At 69.7% G+C, this 2,684-nt stretch carries 3 protein-coding genes; 2 read left to right on the top strand and 1 reads right to left on the bottom strand.

Annotated elements, in window-relative coordinates; translation table 11 throughout:
• Nucleotides 1-550 (bottom strand): DUF4231 domain-containing protein (locus JF597_RS52930; RefSeq protein WP_294014112.1); only part of this gene is annotated, 550 nt, incomplete at its 3' end.
• A 204-nt stretch (nt 551-754) separates the two neighbouring features.
• On the opposite strand from JF597_RS52930, the gene JF597_RS52935 reads away from it, so the two are divergent.
• Together JF597_RS52935 and JF597_RS52940 are read left to right on the top strand one after the other, a co-directional pair.
• Complete coding sequence (locus JF597_RS52935) at nt 755-919, top strand: hypothetical protein (RefSeq protein WP_156100574.1); 165 nt, start codon at nt 755-757, stop codon at nt 917-919.
• Nucleotides 920-1,075: 156 nt separating this feature from the next.
• The coding region (locus JF597_RS52940; RefSeq protein ID WP_294014115.1) for an FxsB family cyclophane-forming radical SAM/SPASM peptide maturase at nt 1,076-2,684 on the top strand (1,609 nt) is incomplete at its 3' end.

The following is a 2,684-nucleotide window of genomic DNA, read 5'->3' on the forward strand; positions in this document are numbered from 1 at the left end:
GCTCGAGTAATCGCTCACGCAGATAGATGTCGCGGCGTACCGAGAAGGCCTTCGCGCGCACCTGACGCATCGCCGGGGTGATCTGCCCCTCGCCGCGGGCGTGGACCCCGTTCCTTGAGTCCTCCCAGCCCACCTTGCGCATCTCCCTGAGCCGTTCCTCGACCCGCTCCGCGAACAGTGCGTCCGCGTTGGCCACCTGGGAGTGGAAGATCCCGCCGTGCACCATGTACTGCCACGCCAGCGACTTCAGCAGCTCGGCGACGGCACGGTGGGCCTGCCAGCGCGCGCGGGCACGACGGCGTGTGGTGCGCAGTCCGATGCCGATGGTCAGGGCGTACAGCAGCGCGGCCAGGAGCGCGGGGACGTGGCTGCCGAGCCGTTCGGCCAGCATGGCCGAGGTGGTGGCCGCCAGCAGGACGATCAACTGGGCGCGGACGGCACGGAAGGATTCACTCTGATGGGTGATCGCGAGTTGATCGTTAACGCGGAAGAGCGGAGGGAGGTCGTCGTCGTTCCATGTGACGCCCGGCCCCGGAATACCGACCCTCATGGCCCACCCCCGACAACAGGCTCCCCCGGACATCCGAGTATGGGCGCGTACGCGCGCCCTAGCCATGCTCCGGAGCCTTCCGGCTGAGGTATCGTCCGCCTAAAACCGGGTTGTCTCTGTCTCATGGTTCGAATTCCGACACCGGACCTCTGGTCTGCTTGGGCCGGGGACACGCCGGTCCCCACGGAAGGAGACATCAGACAGATGAAGGCTCAGACGGTCACGGAACGCGCGACGGCCGCCGGTTCCGCCCCCCAGGGTCAGCACACCCCGCTGGGTGCGATCGACTCCACTGCCACGACGAAGGCCGCTGACCGGGTCACGGGTGGCCCGGGGAGGCGTCCCACCACCTTCGACTCGGCGCTGTAGGGCGGACATACTGCCGCGACCGCGCCCACCGTTCACGACGGCGTGCGCGGTCGATCCGCCGGGGGGTACGGTCCCCTACCACAACACACGCGTGCGGTATCTCAATTGGCCGATACAGGGCGTGCGGGGGTGACGGCGCGCGGTAGCGTGTGCTAAGTGACCGTTTCTCCGGGGGACCACCCACTCCAGCAACTCGTCCTGAAGATCCACAGTCGCTGTGATCTGGCGTGCGACCACTGCTATGTGTACGAGCACGCGGACAAGAGCTGGAAGACCCGCCCGGTCGTGATCGACCAGGAGACGGTCCGTCAGACCGCGGCACGGTTCGCCACGTACGCGCGCGAGCACGACCTCGCCTCCGTCACCGTCATCCTGCACGGCGGTGAGCCCCTGCTGGCCGGTCCCGCCCGACTGCGGTCCATCTGCGCCGAGTTCAGTGCCGCGCTGGCCGGCGTCACCGAGCTCGAGCTGAAGATCCACACCAACGGCATGCAGCTGAGCCGCCGCCATCTGGACGTCTTCCGGGAATACGGCGTCCTCGTGAGCATCTCGCTCGACGGCGACCAGGCCGCGAACGACCGGCACCGGCTCGACCGCAGGTACCGGAGCAGCTACCACCGCGTCCTGCGCGCGATCGATCTGCTGCGCACCGAGGAGTACCGGCATCTCTTCGGGGGACTGCTGTGCACGGTGGACGTGGCGAACGATCCGGTCGTCGTGCACGACACCCTGTCGGCCCTCTCCCCGCCCCGGATCGACTACCTGCTGCCGCACTCCACCTGGGACACCCCGCCGCCGCGCGGCTCCTCCGGTTCGCCGACCCCGTACGCCGACTGGCTGCTCGCCGTGTTCGACCGCTGGACGGAACAGGGCCGCAAGGTGCGGGTGCGGACCTTCGACTCGGTGCTCAGCACACTACGGGGCGGGCCCAGCCTGACCGAGGCCATGGGTCTGGCCCCCTCCGATCTGGCGGTCGTGGAGACGGACGGCTCCTTCGAGCAGGTGGACTCGCTCAAGACGGCCTACGACGGCGCACCCGCCACGGGATACCACGTCGACGAGCACACCTTCGAGCAGGTGGCCCGGCATCCTGGCGTACAGGCCCGGCAACGCGGCCTACTCGGGCTGTCGAAGACCTGCCGCGAGTGCCCGGTGGTCCAGTCCTGCGGTGGCGGTCTCTACGCCCACCGCTACAGCAGCGAACGCGAGTTCGATAATCCATCGGTGTTCTGCCACGATCTTCGCGCCCTGGTCGACGGGATCGCCGAGCGGATCACCGACCGCTCCCTCTCACCCGCCGTCCTCGACCCCGAGGCCCTGCGGTTCGCCCGGCAGGACCTGGACCGGACCCTCCTCGCCTACGCCAACGAGCGGCTGGCCGGAGACCCCGACTGGGACGCGGCCTGGCTGGCGCTGCTCCGGCTGGACGCGGACCGGACCACCGCGGAACACCTCAACCGGGTCCTGTCCCACCCCTACCTGCGTGCCGCCCTGCGCCATGCCGAGGCGGCCCACGTCACCGCCGCCCGCTTCGCCCGCGTCGCCGTGGCGGCGGCCGTCCACGCGCACGCCCCGCTGCGACTGACCTGGGACCAGCCGGACCGCGAGCTGCACCTGCCGACCCTTGGCACCCTGACCCTGCCCGCGCCGGGGCGGGTGGAGGCCGTGGTGAGCGCACGGGGTCTCGACGTCCGCACCGCCGACGGAACCCTCTTCACCGTCGGCGACCAACCCACCCAAGCCTGGCGGCCGTTGACAGTACTGA

Origin of the sequence: Streptomyces sp., assembly GCF_019510245.1 — a bacterium.
Lineage (GTDB): Bacteria > Actinomycetota > Actinomycetes > Streptomycetales > Streptomycetaceae > Streptomyces.